The sequence below is a fragment of the Vibrio sp. LB10LO1 genome (genome assembly GCF_010092875.1).
GTDB classification, from domain to species: domain Bacteria; phylum Pseudomonadota; class Gammaproteobacteria; order Enterobacterales; family Vibrionaceae; genus Vibrio; species Vibrio campbellii.
This window is the reverse complement of the sequence record NZ_JAADJW010000005.1, coordinates 49,073-62,505: the sequence shown is the minus strand read 5'-3', so window position 1 is coordinate 62,505 and position 13,433 is coordinate 49,073. Positions and strand designations below refer to the sequence as shown.

Sequence of the window (13,433 nt, the reverse complement as noted above, 5' to 3'; positions counted from 1 at the left end):
CTTTTTCCTTCATCATCACCAATTTCTTACTTACATCGATTGCGCGACAAACTTCAGCATGTCGTCTGCGGCAGAAACCACTTTGGCGTTCATCTCGTACGCGCGTTGAGTGGTGATCATGTCGACCATCTCTTCCACTACCTGCACGTTTGAGCCTTCTAAAGCGCCCTGTTTGATGCTGCCTGCTCCGTCTTCACCTGCAATCAATTCATCCGCAGGGCCACTTGCTTCTGTCTCACGGAACAAGTTACCGCCAACGGCTTCTAAACCAGCTGGGTTGATGAACTTCGCCAGCGTGATTTGCCCCAATTGCTGCGGTGTTGGGTCGTCAGCCGATGTGGTTGTTACCGTGCCATCCACACCCACAGAGAACGAAATCGCGTTGTCTGGGATTTGAATTTGCGGCTCTAGTGGCAAACCTTGGCTGTTGACCATCAAACCCTCTGAGTTGATGTGGAACTGACCATTACGGGTGTACATGATCTGACCGTCAGAGTTTTCGATTTGGAAGAAGCCTTGCCCCATCACCGCTAAATCCAACTCTTGAGTGGTATTTTGTGTGTTGCCTTGAGTGAAGACTTTCTGCGTACCCACAACGCGAACACCGGAACCAAGCTGAACACCGCTTGGCAGTTCATTCACTTGGTCGACTTGCGCGCCCGGCTGACGCTGAATACTGTAAAACAAGTCTTCAAACACCACGCGGTCACGCTTAAAGCCGACCGTGTTAACGTTCGCTAGGTTGTTAGAGATGGCAGTCATTTTGGTATCTTGAGCTGCCATGCCCGTTTTACTTACCCATAATGCTGAATGCATTGGTTATCTCCTTTGGACGAGAATCTCTTGGTGAGAGGGTTATCTCGCCGCCATCAATTTGTTTCCGGCTTGCGCCAAGGTTTCTGCGGTTTTCATCATGCGAACTTGCATTTCGAAGTTACGTGTTAGCGACATCACACTCAGCAGTTCATCAATGGCAGAAACGTTACTGCCCTCAATGTGCTCTGGAGATAGCTGCACGGTTTCATCCGCTGGGAAAGGCACACCATCTACGCTGTGTAGTAAGCTGTCGCTCTCTTTTTGCAGTTGGTTGATTGGTGGTTTCACCATTTTCAAAGTGCCCACTTCCACTTCTGCACCACCACCCGGAGGAATCACAGAAACACGGCCACGTTCACTGATTTCAATCTTCTGAAAATCAGGTACAACGATGGGTCCGTTTTCACCGACAACTGGGAAGCCATTGATGCTCATTGCGCCAAAGGTATCGACTTTGATGTTGCCCGCTCGGGTGTAAGCTTCATTGCCAATTGGCGTTTCGACGGTCAGGTAGCCTTCGCCCATGATCGCCACGTCCAGAGGACGACCGGTTTTCATGATGTCGCCAGAATCAAAACGCGTTGCGGCTGAGTTAGTCACCACCATGGTGCGACCATCAAAGCCTGCACCTTGTAGCTCAACGCTGCGAACGCGTTCCATATCGGCACGGAAACCTGCGGTGTCAGCGTTCGATAAGTTGTTCGAACGTACGTGCTGAGCCTTAAGAACTCGACTCGCACCCGACGTGGCAGTAAATAACAAGCTATCCATGCGACTCTCCCATTACACCGCGTTGAACAGAGCTTGAGTCAGCTTGTCGTTGGTCGAAATGGTTTTGGCGTTCGCTTGGTAGTTACGCTGCGCCGTCATAAGCGCAACTAGCTCACTGGTTAAGTCAACGTTAGAGCCTTCTAGCGCACCCGGTGTTAAGTCACCCAATGTTCCTGTACCCGGAACACCCATGATTGGCGCGCCTGAGCTAAAGCTTTGTGTCCAAGCCGTGCCGCTCACTTTCGATAGACCTTGCGTGTTAGCGAAATCCGCAAGCACAACCTGACCTTGCAGCTGAGACTGGCCATTGGTGTAAGTCGCGTAAACCATGCCGTTGTCTTCCACTCGAACGCCCGCAAGCTCACCTGAGGTGTAACCGTTCGGGTTGTTAGTGCTCACGCCAAACGCAGCGCCAAACTGAGTGCTACCGTTCAAGCTGATATCAATGCTCATTGCGTTTGCGCCCGCTGCTGGGAATGCAACGTTAAAAGAACCCGTTGGCGAAGCTAGCGTGCCGTCAGTATTGAATTGAACCGTTTGAGCCGTTGCTGGCGTCGTTGGTGCACCGTCGACTTCCACGTTCACTTGCCATTCGTTATCTGATGTCTTCGTGAAGTACTGAGTGACCGTGTGCGAATTACCAAGTGAGTCGTACACCTTAGTGGTGTAAGAAGAATTGAATGAGTTTGGATCGGAAGAATCGAATGGGTAAATGGCTTGATCGACTGCCGTTGCGCTTGCGTCGAAGTTCGCCACAAAGTCCAGATTATCGGTCGCTTTTGCGTTAAGTGAAGAGGTAGAAACTTTGATGTCACCAACAGAGCCAGTTTGAAGGTTCGCATTGTTGTCTACGCTGTAACCTTGCAACTTGGCACCGTTGTTTGCGGTCACAAAGTTGTTCTTATCAGTGCCAAACACACCTGCGCGAGTGTAAAGCATCTGCCCCATGTGATCTTTCGTCACGAAGAAGCCGCTGCCATTGATCGCCAAGTCCATTGCACGGCCTGTGCCCGTCACCGAACCATTCTTATCGAAGTTCTGAGAAATCGACGCCACTTCTACGCCGCCCGGTTGCATGCCGTTGTAAACCGCGGCAAATTCTGTGCGGCCGCCTTTAAAGCCGTACGTTGATGCGTTAGCAATGTTGTGGCTGATGGTGTTTAACTCTGTGTTGGTCGCGTCCAGACCACTAAGTGCGATGTTAAAACTCATAAATAACCTCTGATTTCCTTATTTGGTTAAGCACCAAACTGAGTGATTTGATAGAAAGGAACGTTGCCAACGCCTTGAACATTGACCAGTGCTGCGCCACCTGAGCTAGGAATACGTACCTGCTCAACCGTGCCTGCCAGCAAAACATTTGGACTTTTTTGCCCTTCTTGAACTTCCACCGCAACGGTGTATTTACCCGGTTTCAAACCAAGCTCTTCGGGGTTGATCGAGAACTCAACGTCTCCCGCACCGTGTGCACCTAAAGGCACTTTGGTTGATTGGCCGAACTCATCTTTGACGACTAATGTCACTTGGTTCGAACCATGTTCTAGCTCGACCTTGCCACTTTGCACGCCTTCACCAAGTTCAAATTCATTCGAAGAGACGTACACGGTTTGACCAACCAAACCAGCCGTTGAAAGCACCTGCATGTTGTCGAGCAATACCATGCTGTTTTGCATCAGCATCGACATGTTTTCAGTACTTTGAACTTGCGAAAATTGCGCTAACTGGCTGACATACTCAGTGCCATCAAGCGGGTTCAGCGGGTCTTGGTTTTGAATTTGCGCCACCATGAGCGAGATAAACTCGTTTTGCAGTGACGTTGCGCTGTTCATATCCGATGGGTTCGCAGAAATGCCGCCGGTATCACCACTAGCGGTAGTTGCGACTGGAGCGTCAGAAGAGAGCGCAGTATATTGTGCGAGACTCATTAATTGCCCTGCCCTAGTCGAAGCAGACCTTGCTGCATGCTTTTCACATTCGTCAGCACTTCCACGTTAGTTTCAAAGCTGCGCGTTGCGGACATCATGTCGGCCATCTCTGACACCACATCAATGTCTGGGTAGTACACGTAGCCTTCATCGTTCGCTAACGGGTTGTTAGGTTCGAAACGTTTTTCTGCCTGACCCGCGTTCTGCACCACATCTACAATGCGCACTTCCGCATTCGGATAAACACCGTTTTCTGTCGCCATCTGCGTTTTTTGATACACAGTGGCGAACACAGGTTTGAGTGCTTTGTAGGCATCATCCGGATTGGCAGACACCGCGTCGGCGTTGGCAAGGTTACTGGCTACCGTGTTCAGGCGAACGGTTTGTGCCGTCATCGCCGAGCCAGTGATCGAATAGATATCAGTAAATGACATGTTTAACGTCCCTCAATCACTTTCGCCAAGCCACTGAATTTCATGTTGAGAAACGTCAGGCTGGTTTGAAAGTCCATGTTGTTTTGCGTGAACTTGGCTTGTTCAACGCCCAGTTCCACAGTGTTGCCGTCTTTGCTGTTTTGGTAAGGCACCGAATATTGCGCCTCAACCTGAAACTTCGGCACCGGTTTGTTCACACTGCCCGCTGACATTTGGTTCATCACGGTGGTGAAACTTAGGTCCTTTGCCAAGTACCCTGGGGTATCAACATTTGCTAGGTTACTGGCGAGGACTTTGGTACGCTGAACGCGAAAATTGAGTGCCTCTGGATGTACACCTAACGCATTTTCGAATGTGATCGCCATGCATCTTTCCTTAAAGTCGGCTCGAATACGCCAAGATCAAAACAAGATGCATGCCATAAAATTTAGTTATATATATCAATGAATTACAAACAAGGAAGGAAGCCTCGCTTCCGGTTTACGGAAACCATTCAAACCAAGGGGAAAGGTCGATTTTCCTCAATCATGCTGCTTTGCGGTTTGGCTTTGAGTGCAAGCTCAGTCAATGCTTTAGCGAATGAGAAAAACCTAACCGCAGACGAGTTAAAAGCCATTGTCGGCGAGCAGTTTGAGCAAGAAGTGGCGCAATTAGCATACTCACGTCAATGGGGAAACTACCAACTCGATTATCAAATATGGGTGCCAGGCTCTGCCAATCATCTACCGGTTTGTGACGCCCCTTTGGCAATCATAGGACGCGATAACCGCCCGTTGCCTGTTGGCAATTTAAAGCGTGCTGTCAGTTGTGAAGCGGTGAGCTCTCCATGGCGCATCAATGTCACAATCAAATCAGCGGTGACGCTTTCTGTTCTTGTCGCCACCAGCACAATTGACCGCAACGAAACCCTCTCAGCCTCAAACTTAAAATCAGAAACACGCACGATTTCACGCCAAGACGATTTCTACACGAAAACAAACCAAGCCATTGGCCTTGAGAGCACCCGCCGCATTCGAGCAGGTCAAATCATTGACCCAACCAACTTAAGTTCGCCGCCATTGATCGAGAAAGGCAACGAAGTGATCATCATCGCCAGCAAAGATGGATTTAGTGCCAGCACCAAGGGTGTCGCTTTAGAACAAGGAAAGAAGGGGCAGCAGATTGAGGTAGAAAACACCAGTTCTGGCAAAGTGATACGCGCTGTCGTAACGGGGCTCAATCAGGTGCATACCCAGTTTTGATTTTGGACTCAGGTTATCATTTTTCGATTTAGGCACTCGTCAGCGCAGGTGAACTTCGAGTACAAAAAATAAATATTTAATGTTCATCACACCCTAGTCGCCTATTCGATTTAGAACATGATGATTGAGGACAACAGCATGAAAATCGACAAGGTCGCGGGCGGTCATGTCCCACAAACTAAATTCCAGCAGGCGAGTAAAAAGCCAGTCGACACCATTGCACCGAGCAAAATTAACGAGCCGGCATTTCAAGCGAACACAGCTGCGATCGATCGCGCTCAAGCAGAAATGAAATCCCTGCCAGACGTAGACATGGCAAAGGTTGAGCAAATTCGCAATGCGTTGGCACGTGGTGAACTGAATCTAGATACCCAAGCATTATCCAAAGCAGTAATGCAATTTCACACTGGTCACGAGTAACGCAACGCACTAGGAGTCATGCATGGCAACGACGGCATCGCAGCACATTCAGAAGTTTGTTCGCTCTATCGCTGAAGACGTCAAACTCTACCAGCAACTATCGGGGCTGATTCAGCAGCAAAAAGCACTGTATTTGAAGTTCGATGGTGAGGCGCTAAACGAGAATATTCAAAAACAAATGCCGATTTTGAATCAGCTTGGCCGTTCTGCAAGTGAAAGAAGCCAGTTAATGCGCAAACTCGGATTGCCTTGTAATGAGAGCGGTGTGAATCGTATTTTCAATGCCTTGCCCGCCAAGATTGGTACGCAAGCGAGAAAACAATGGACGCTGTTGGGATCCTTGGTGAAACAATGCCAACAGGACAATCAGAGCAATGGCCAAAGCTCTGCAGCGTTCCAAGAGTTAGTCAGTCAACTCAAACAACCTGTGCAACACACTTATGAAGAGCGTTCGTTCTAAACAACGATTCTCGCTTTGCCTACAGAGTCTTCCGCCATCCCGGTCGATGACTGTAGGCTTTTTTGTTTTTTGCTGGACCTTCTTGTCTCCATTGACTTTGGCCAAGCCGCACAACAAAACCATCGAGCAACAATTCCAAGTACTTGCTCCTTACCAAACACAAATTAACCAACGTCTCGATTCCGTTAGCCCGCTACTCGATCATATTTTTAAGCAGCTTAAGCAAAAATCTCTGCCCGCAAACTTTGTGCTGGTGCCGATGCTGGAATCCTCCTACAACCCCAAAGCCGTCTCGCACGCCAATGCTGCGGGCCTCTGGCAGTTAATCCCTGCCACGGCAACACGCTTTGGTTTGCAAGTAACGAATAGTCAGGATGAGCGTTTTGATACCAAAGCCAGCACGAAAGCCGCATTGGCGTATTTGGCGTTTTTGTATAACAAATTTGATCAAGATATCGCGCTAACCCTTGCAGCTTATAACGCAGGCGAAGGCCGTGTCGCTAGAGCGATAAAGAAGGCTGGCAGTCGAGATTTCAAAGCACTCACATTGCCGAAAGAGACTCAGCAATACGTCAATCGCTTTTACGCGCTGGAACGTTTGGTCAGTATTCAGAAACTGCGCACCGATTCTTTCCAGCCGCTACTTTTGTTTGCGAATCATTCCTCGACCTACACCGAACCGCTTATAGACCTTAGTCGATTACCGCCACTCGTGGAATTGTGAACATTCTCACTAAAAGCTACCAATGTCAGAAGCACGTAAAAACACAAGATCCTATTCCGCCAATTTACAAACTCGTGATCTCGATGCAAACGCGTGCATAAAAGTTACGGTAATGTATCTCAAAGATAAGAAAGAGCAGTGGTTTGCTGATAATTTACCAACTTGCACTTGTATATTGCCTAGATATCCATCACATTACGCGTGCAAACAAAGTGAAAACCAATAGTTAGACCTATTAATTATTTACACAACAAATATAAAACAGCTATTGTTTTCACAGATTGATACAAAAAAACAGAATATCGAGATGACGCTTCGCTTGCGCGTCTGGAATAAGTCCGGGTTCCGGGGGGGGAGCTCGGACTTTTTTATTGGCTGATGTTTACAAATTGAAACGTTAGAAAGCCGTTTCGTAAACGAAGACCGGAAATTTGAGAAGAGTGAAGAGACCTGTCGCCGAATAAGTGTGAACTATAGAAGCTCTTTCGAGATCAACTGGAGCAAGAAGGTTTCACGTTCGATGCTCATGCCTTTCTTCGGGCTTTCTGCTATCGTCTTTTCATTATGCGCGATCGCGTCGTGTACATTCATCCAAACTGGGCGCATGCCATTTTTCACTTCGTAATCTTCATAAGACGTTTCACCCAATTCACGGTCAATCTTGCACGTGTAGCAGTATGACGTCATGTGCATCACATCCGCATCGTCTTTGTACCATGGACGAAATTCTTCGAAGATACCGAAAGGCTTGATGCTGTGAATGTTCTTCGCACCGGTTTCTTCTTCCAGCTCACGTACCAAACCTGCAATCACATCCTCACCGTCATCGATGCCACCGCCAGGCAGCGTGTAATCGTGATAACGCTCTGTGTAAAGAAGCAGGACATCTTCACCGTCTAATACAATGGCGCGCGCCGCATTGCGTTGGAAGATGATTTTGTCATCGAGATGCTCGATGTCTGGGTGCGTAGTGGTTTTCAAATGTCTCATCGCAGATTCCGCTGTGAATGTTTTGCGCGCATACTACCGAAATTCATGCGCATTCCCAAGTTTCAATTTGAGGTCTATTGAAACAACTTTCACTGAACAGTGAGCGAATTCTAAGATTGCACATAATTCCCTTACAAGCTTCGTGCTTTTAACAAACATAAGACAATATTTTTCTGAAACTCTCCTATAATCAACACACTACTCGTTAATCCCATGCGGAGATCAAGAATGAAAAAGACAACTTTAGTAACGGCAGTGGCAGCAGCGATGGTGTTGGCAGGTTGTTCAACTTATGAAGGTGCAACTCGCTCAAATGAATACACGGCAGCAGCAAACCCAGCAGCGGTATACTGCGTGCAACAAGGCGGCGAGCTAGATACTGTTACAGAAAATGGCGAGCGTGTAACGTACTGCCAATTGTCTGAAAACGAGCGTTTTGAGCAATGGGAATACTACCGCAACAATCATAAAGAAGATGGCGAATCGTAAACACCGTTAACATTTGCGCAATCTAAGATTACATTATTATCAATAAAGGAGCTTTAAGCTCCTTTTTGTTTACCGTAAATTTCCCTACTTTCTGATACTTACCCCTTTATCCATCGGCCTTACCGCATAGCGACACGATATCGAACGGCGTTTTATTCCTGACGTTCCCCTGACATTACTTTCCAACCGGTCAATAAAATTCCTCGCGCACATCACGAAATTTCACGTTTTTTCCACATTTTTATTGGAGCGGGTGGTCAGGATGAAAACAGATACTGTCAAACAAGCCGAATCGGCACAATCCAACCTTGTTGCTGAAAACTCAAAAGTGACTGAAGAGTCAAAACGCATCATCTACAAATCGATGTTGAGTGCGTTGACCATCGTTGCAATTAGTATTCTAGTGAACTTAAGTATCCGCGTGGATTACGTTTTACTAGGCTCAACCTTGGGTGAAACGTCCGTCACTGAAACATTGCAATTGATCATGCTGGCCGTTGCGTCTTGGTCTTTCTTCCGCGTCTCTAGACAAGAAAGCCATGTATCCCATGCTGCCATTCTGATCTCAGGCTTCTTCGCTGTATTGATGATCCGTGAGATGGATTACTGGTTCGACATGATTCACCACGGCTCTTGGGTATTCCCTGCTCTTACGATAACAGCGCTGGCTTGTGCGAAAGCTTACCAAGGCGGTAAAGGTACCGTAAATGAAATGGCAATCATCTTACAATCGCCATACATGAAGCTGCTTATCGGCTCGGTGATCTTATTGTTGGTGTTCTCTCGTCTATACGGAATGGGCAGCTTCTGGCAGCACGTAATGGGTGAGCACTACGTACGCGATGTGAAAAACATCTCAGAAGAAGGTATTGAGCTACTTTGTTACAGCTTAATCGCGCTCAGTGCAGTACGCACACGCCGCGAGCTAAAACGTCAATAAGTTACGCTCGTTGGCCTAGGTATTTGCCTCAGGATCAAGTCGCAGGTTCAGCGACGTAAGAATCGGATGGAATACCGCTAGCGCTTGCTCTGCGGCACAAACCGAATCATCAAAGGCTGTCATTTCGATGGCCTTTTTCATATCTGCAATTTGCCTTTGAACATCTTGTCCTAACTGCAACACTTGCAGCCTCTCTAGAGCTTGACGAGCGATTGCTAATGGCTTTGCTCGTACCTCAGCCAAATCACGCTTAAATACGTCACGCTTTACGCCTTCTAGATACACTCGGTAGGTCGTAAGCTCATCAAACAGCAGAAACGCCTCAGCTAACACGCCTGTATTAGGGTAAGGCACACTAATGTGTTTAGACACTTTGAGGGGAATATTGAGGTGAACCCCCATTTCCTCGCAGCGCGATTTCAACACTCTCAATAGGCCTTGTTCGTCCATCAGCGTTTGAATCTCAATAATCCGTTCCAAGTGGTAGTCATTGGAAAGCAGCGTGACTTCAATGGTTTGGCCTGTTTGACAAAGGCCACTCTGTAATAGTTCTGCGGCGGCATTCTGCATGTTCTGCACCGTATTAAGTGAACGGTTCTCGATGATCACTTGCTGCTCTGGAAAGTCGACGCCTTTTACCTCCATCAGATGACGAAAGTAACCGTACATTGCATCCGCTTCAGATACTGTCTGACTTTGAGTTATCCCGCCACAGAACACCAATGCCGTAGTATCAAAGCACAGCTCGTTTAAAACATTAGACAATGCTTCAACACGGGAGCAGCCCTCAGCGCTTAGCTTATCGTGTACCAAGCGTTTACCCAGAATGATCACTACTTTGTTTAACTTCATTACCGAGATCTCAATTACTCATACTTTAGAGAACAATTTGTATACAAAATTTTGCTTTGCCAATACCCTCTCAGGCATTAACATCTAATTAACAATGTCATTCTAGAGACCTGAATAAAGGTCCGTAGAGAAAGGAAGTCAATTATGCTGTCGATTTTCGATATTTTTAAAGTCGGTGTCGGTCCATCCAGTTCCCACACCAATGGCCCAATGCTCGCAGGTTACCATTTCACTCAACTACTTAGCGACTCTATGGCGAAAGTGCACAAGGTGCAAGTTGACCTTTATGGTTCTTTATCGCTGACAGGCAAAGGTCACCACACTGACCGTGCTACCGTACTTGGCTTGATGGGCAACAAACCCGATACCATCAAGATGACCAGTGCCAAGAGTGCACTGCAACATACCATTGAACATGGCACGCTCTCTGTCGCTGGCGTGCATGAGATCGTGTTTAGTTATGATCACGATATCGTCTTCCACAGCGACAACCTCCCATTACATGAAAATGGCATGACCATTACGGCTTTTGATGCTGCTGGCGATCAAGTCGCATTTGAGACTTACTACTCCATTGGCGGTGGCTTTATTGCAACCGCTGCCGAACTGGAAAACGGCAGCAGCGAAGCGGAAGTGCAAATGTGTTATCCGTTCAAATCAGCCGATGAAATGCTAGAGAAAGCCGAACAAAACGGCTTGAGCTTGGGCGGAATGATCCTGCAAAACGAACGCGCGTTTCGTGAGCAGGAAGAGATCGACCAAAAAGCCGAACAGATCTGGAAAGTGATGTCGCTGTGTATGCAGCGTGGCTTCGATACCGAAGGTATTCTTGAAGGCGGGTTGAATGTGACACGCCGTGCACCAAACCTACTTAAAAAGCTCGAAGCGAATGCGGCCGTAGAAAACGATCCAATGGAGATCATGGATTGGATTAACCTATTTGCTTTCGCCGTGAGTGAAGAGAATGCCGCCGGTGGTCAAGTGGTTACATCCCCAACAAACGGCGCGGCCGGCGTTATCCCTGCGGTACTGATGTACTACCACCGCTTCATCAAAGAGCTGGACAACAAACAGTTGAAGGACTTCTTAGCAGTCGCGGGGGCGATTGGTATTTTATACAAAACCAACGCTTCTATTTCCGGTGCTGAGGTAGGTTGCCAGGGTGAAGTCGGTGTTTCGTCTTCGATGGCAGCGGCAGGCTTAACCGCACTGCGCGGTGGCAGTAATGAACAAATCTGTATTGCCGCAGAGATCGCCATGGAGCACTCACTAGGCATGACCTGCGACCCAATTGGCGGTTTGGTTCAAGTTCCGTGTATCGAACGAAATGCGATGGGAGCGATGAAGGCCATCAACGCATCACGCATGGCACTGAAGCGCACCAGCAAATGCCTTATTTCATTAGATAAAGTTATCGAAACCATGTACCAGACTGGTAAAGACATGAATAAAAAATACCGTGAAACATCACTTGGTGGTCTGGCAGTGATTCATATGGCACCACCATGCGAATAGCATACTTTACATAAGCCATTGCTAATTAATAATTCGCATTGTTGGCGGACAAAGTTCCGCCAACGTCTTCTTTCTTTCGCCCAAATTACATCATATCCTGCCCCACTCTCTATTGCATATTATTTCAGCGACATTTCAAAACCTTAAAAACCGCCTTAGAACAATCATCTTATAAATTGTTACTTTTTGGTCATTTATTCACGTAATTTCTAGTTGATCTAGAACAACACATTAGTAAGGCAAACGTTTCGCATTAGAAATTTTGGTGCATTAAATTCGTTTTATGCGACAATTGTTTCAATATGTAACATACCGTTTAAGTAACATTTAACAGAAATAATAACTACCTTTCTCGCAATAGTGAGTATTTAATTATGTGGAATAAACTAAATAAATCTATGATGTTCTGCCAAATGATGTTTGGCTTATCATTTTATGGCGTGTTGGTCAGTCTAACGCGTTTTTTCTTAGAGGATCTGAATTACAACGAAGCTGATACCATGATGATCGTGGGTGCCTTTTCGGCGATTGGCCCCCTATTTGCGATTGCTGGCGGTTTCATCGCTGATAAATTTTTAGGTGCTTACCGTTCTCTATCGATTGCCTTCCTAGCATTCGCATCTGGTTACGTACTGCTTGTTCTTGGGGCTTCGGCAACCAACGTACCGCTTTCTATGTGTGGTATCGCACTAGCAAGTTATGGTCGTGGTTTGATGTCTCCTTCTTACCCTAGCCTGTACAAACGTACCTTCAAGTCTCAAGAAGACTTTGAGAAAGGCTACCCGATCAACTACTCGGTGAACAACGTAGGTGCCTTCTTAGGTCAATACCTGTTCCCAATGATTGTGCTGATCATCGGCTTTAATGGTGGTTTCACTATTTCAGCAGTTATGGCTGGCGCAGCATTGATTATGCTACTTGTGTTCCGTAAAGGCTTGGTTGGTGTTGCTTCTGAGCTAGACAAAAAAACGGTTAGCATGAAGAACTGGATCTTCTTTGCGATTATTTCTGTGGCGATGATCGCATTGGTATTCTTCATGTTCTCTAACATGGATATCGGTCAAAACATCGTTTACGCCATTGGCGGTGCAGCAATTCTTTACTTTGTTTCTTTGATGTTGAAAGCAAGCAAAGCGGAATCATTGAAGATGGGTACCATCCTTATCGTTACCTTCCTAACCACTTGTTTCTTCGTTTACTACGGTCAGATGATGACTTCAATGAACATGGTAGCGATCAACACACTAAAAGGTTCTCTGTTTGGCTTCATTCCACTAGAGCCTGAAGCTGCAATGGCGATGAACCCGCTATGGTGTATGGTTGGTGGCCCTATCGTTGCTGGCTTCTTTGGCATGCTAGAAAAACGCGACATTCACCTATCAACAGCAACTAAGATTGCATTGGCATTCGTGCTAACCGCTATCGCATTCGGCATCCTAACCTTCGCGGTAACGACCGTTGGCGAAGACGTCATTATCATGCCTGAGATCTTCCTAGCGATTCACTTCTTCCAAGCGATCGCAGAAGTTATCGTAGGTTCAATGGTCGTAGCATTCATCCTATCGGTTGCACCTAAGCACATTGAGAACTTCTCTGTAAGCTTGTTCTCAGTAGCTATCGCGCTAAGTGGTATCGTTGGTGCCGCGTTCTCGACTTCTATCGCACTAGAAAAAGGTCAAGAGATCACCCAAGAGATCGTACAACACGTTTACGGCGAATACTTCCAACTGCTGACTATCCTAGCGGTTGTGATGGTTGCGATTGCCTTGGGCGCATCATTCATCATTCGTAAGATGCTTGAAGCGGCAAAACAAAGTGAAACTGAATTGGAAGTGGTTGAGCAAAACTAATTACCC

Annotated in this window: 16 protein-coding genes; 8 read left to right on the top strand and 8 right to left on the bottom strand. The window is 47.0% G+C overall.

Annotation, left to right across the window (positions count from 1 at the left end):
- Positions 1–30: 30 nt before the first annotated feature.
- From flgG to flgB, 6 genes are read right to left on the bottom strand one after another with little or no spacing between them, the layout of a single operon-like run.
- Positions 31–816 carry a flagellar basal-body rod protein FlgG gene (gene flgG, locus GXP65_RS05160; RefSeq protein WP_005432423.1) on the bottom strand — a complete coding sequence of 262 codons (786 nt, stop codon included), beginning with the start codon at positions 814–816 and terminating at the stop codon, positions 31–33.
- Between the two features lie 39 nt (positions 817–855).
- Positions 856–1,587, bottom strand: a complete 732-nt coding sequence (gene flgF, locus GXP65_RS05155) for a flagellar basal-body rod protein FlgF (protein ID WP_005435899.1) — start codon at positions 1,585–1,587, stop codon at positions 856–858.
- Between the two features lie 12 nt (positions 1,588–1,599).
- A complete protein-coding gene (gene flgE, locus GXP65_RS05150) occupies positions 1,600–2,799 on the bottom strand; it encodes a flagellar hook protein FlgE (RefSeq protein ID WP_005535960.1) in 1,200 nt (399 codons plus the stop codon).
- 26 nt (positions 2,800–2,825) lie between these two features.
- Complete coding sequence (flgD, locus tag GXP65_RS05145) at positions 2,826–3,512, bottom strand: flagellar hook assembly protein FlgD (RefSeq protein WP_005535962.1); 687 nt, start codon at positions 3,510–3,512, stop codon at positions 2,826–2,828.
- On the bottom strand, positions 3,512–3,946 hold the full coding sequence (gene flgC / locus GXP65_RS05140; protein ID WP_005432431.1) for a flagellar basal body rod protein FlgC: 435 nt from the start codon (positions 3,944–3,946) through the stop codon (positions 3,512–3,514). Before flgC ends, flgD begins: the two co-directional genes overlap by 1 nt.
- A gap of 2 nt (positions 3,947–3,948) precedes the next feature.
- Positions 3,949–4,311: a flagellar basal body rod protein FlgB gene (gene flgB, locus GXP65_RS05135; RefSeq protein ID WP_005432433.1), complete on the bottom strand. Its 363-nt coding sequence runs from the start codon at positions 4,309–4,311 to the stop codon at positions 3,949–3,951.
- Between the two features lie 78 nt (positions 4,312–4,389).
- Here flgB and flgA point away from each other — a divergent pair, with 78 nt between their 5' ends.
- The 4 genes from flgA (at position 4,390) to GXP65_RS05115 (ending at position 6,791) form a co-directional block, all read left to right on the top strand.
- Positions 4,390–5,187 carry a flagellar basal body P-ring formation chaperone FlgA gene (flgA, locus tag GXP65_RS05130; RefSeq protein WP_162092216.1) on the top strand — a complete coding sequence of 266 codons (798 nt, stop codon included), beginning with the start codon at positions 4,390–4,392 and terminating at the stop codon, positions 5,185–5,187.
- A gap of 138 nt (positions 5,188–5,325) precedes the next feature.
- Entirely contained in the window at positions 5,326–5,607 is a 282-nt protein-coding gene (gene flgM / locus GXP65_RS05125) for a flagellar biosynthesis anti-sigma factor FlgM (protein ID WP_162092215.1), read from the top strand.
- 22 nt (positions 5,608–5,629) lie between these two features.
- Entirely contained in the window at positions 5,630–6,067 is a 438-nt protein-coding gene (locus tag GXP65_RS05120) for a flagellar protein FlgN (RefSeq protein ID WP_045416991.1), read from the top strand.
- Positions 6,068–6,113: 46 nt separating this feature from the next.
- The gene (locus GXP65_RS05115) at positions 6,114–6,791 is read left to right on the top strand and encodes a lytic transglycosylase domain-containing protein (protein WP_079401930.1); all 678 of its coding nucleotides are present in this window, start codon (positions 6,114–6,116) and stop codon (positions 6,789–6,791) included.
- Positions 6,792–7,262: 471 nt separating this feature from the next.
- Here GXP65_RS05115 and GXP65_RS05110 read toward each other — a convergent pair whose 3' ends face one another.
- The gene (locus GXP65_RS05110) at positions 7,263–7,781 is read right to left on the bottom strand and encodes an NUDIX hydrolase (RefSeq protein ID WP_162092214.1); all 519 of its coding nucleotides are present in this window, start codon (positions 7,779–7,781) and stop codon (positions 7,263–7,265) included.
- 228 nt (positions 7,782–8,009) lie between these two features.
- Here GXP65_RS05110 and GXP65_RS05105 point away from each other — a divergent pair, with 228 nt between their 5' ends.
- Entirely contained in the window at positions 8,010–8,270 is a 261-nt protein-coding gene (locus tag GXP65_RS05105; protein WP_005535975.1) for a DUF333 domain-containing protein, read from the top strand.
- Between the two features lie 262 nt (positions 8,271–8,532).
- Entirely contained in the window at positions 8,533–9,210 is a 678-nt protein-coding gene (locus GXP65_RS05100) for a hypothetical protein (RefSeq protein ID WP_162092213.1), read from the top strand.
- 15 nt (positions 9,211–9,225) lie between these two features.
- On the opposite strand, the gene GXP65_RS05095 is transcribed toward GXP65_RS05100, so the two are convergent.
- Entirely contained in the window at positions 9,226–10,062 is an 837-nt protein-coding gene (locus tag GXP65_RS05095; protein ID WP_162092212.1) for a YdcF family protein, read from the bottom strand.
- 144 nt (positions 10,063–10,206) lie between these two features.
- On the opposite strand from GXP65_RS05095, the gene GXP65_RS05090 reads away from it, so the two are divergent.
- A complete protein-coding gene (locus GXP65_RS05090) occupies positions 10,207–11,577 on the top strand; it encodes an L-serine ammonia-lyase (RefSeq protein WP_162092211.1) in 1,371 nt (456 codons plus the stop codon).
- 374 nt (positions 11,578–11,951) lie between these two features.
- Complete coding sequence (locus tag GXP65_RS05085) at positions 11,952–13,427, top strand: MFS transporter (RefSeq protein WP_162092210.1); 1,476 nt, start codon at positions 11,952–11,954, stop codon at positions 13,425–13,427.
- Positions 13,428–13,433: the final 6 nt, after the last annotated feature.